We start from the raw sequence: 1,194 nt of genomic DNA, 5'->3' as shown, positions 1-1,194 counted from the left end.
CGGGGTATTTCCGTGGTGCGACCATACTGGTCATCCTTCCGGGTTTTGATTGCCTCCATCAAACCCGGGGCGCTTCAACTTGAGCGGGAACGTCATCGAACGCTTTGCTACAGAAGGTAGCCCACCCGTACCTTTCGTCAGTGACGTAATAGCAGAACGCCCGAATAGTGCCAGCGTTCGCGCGCAGCGTCGACACCGAGACAGCTTTGGGACCGGTGCGCCGATCAGCGAGGAACTCATCGACATGGATGGGTTGCCAGGTCCACGGATACTCGTTCGAGTGCTCCTGGAAACGCGCCACCAAGCTGCAGGACGACCGGATAAACGGCACACCTAGGCCACGCGCCAGCATCTGCGCCCGCCAGCCGTCCAGCATCGCCTCGAACACTCGGTCTTCAGGCCGCAAGAGACCGACGACACCGTTGGCGAGGAACTCAGGGAGCCGGCCCGGGACGCTCTGCATCAACTCAATGTACGCGAGAATCTCTCATCTGTTTGGCTAAACCAGCACCGAAGTGCGAGAACGATGACCCGAGCGAGCGGCGGCACGCCACACGCACCGGCGCAACCTGCACGGTCACTCGAGATGGACTGGGTCGAGTCCTCTCATCTGTTTCTACTCGGCCTCGTTGAGTGCCGATAAGATACATTATGTCAAGTCGAGCACCGTGTACTACATCAGCTGCGCAACGGGCTGGCCTAAGCCAACCCCTACCTCACGCTGCCGCCCAAGCACCCCCTTGGTCGAAAACGATGGCCGCAGCGCCTTTGGCGCATGGTCGTCTCGTGCTGCGTTTCTGTCCGACGTCTCGCCAGCGGACTGGATCACCCGAATTCGCGACGCGTGGAAGTCGCTTGTGCTGTTCGGGCCTCCTGAGTTCGAGGAGGATGCGCGTGTCCGTTTTGTTCCAGATCCAGTCCACAGGCACCAGCGCTATCCGACCGAAGACTTCACGCAGGCCGTCTATGCGGGCGACGAGCACGCCATCATCGCCAGGACGTGCAGAGCCCTGGCAGCGGCGACGCGCAGCTCCGACGACTGCTACTTCGCGATTTGGGCCGGCTACTCAGGTGGCGTTCCTCCCCTACCGGGAGGGCCTCGGATGCTTATCCCGAACTGAATCACCCCAGGTTTGATGCCGCTTCCTTCTGAGTCAGGAAGGATGGGCACATGCCTAAGAAAATCGATCCGGA

General features: G+C 60.7%; 1 protein-coding gene. It reads right to left on the bottom strand.

Translation table 11 applies throughout. The features are described from left to right. Positions 1–58: 58 nt before the first annotated feature. Positions 59–463: a hypothetical protein gene (locus tag BPODLACK_RS23100; RefSeq protein WP_201450651.1), complete on the bottom strand. Its 405-nt coding sequence runs from the start codon at positions 461–463 to the stop codon at positions 59–61. Positions 464–1,194: the final 731 nt, after the last annotated feature.

This window comes from Gordonia sp. YY1 (assembly GCF_009872315.1).
GTDB classification, from domain to species: domain Bacteria; phylum Actinomycetota; class Actinomycetes; order Mycobacteriales; family Mycobacteriaceae; genus Gordonia; species Gordonia amicalis.
Note: the sequence above shows the minus strand (reverse complement) of the source record. Positions and strands in the feature narration are given on the sequence as shown.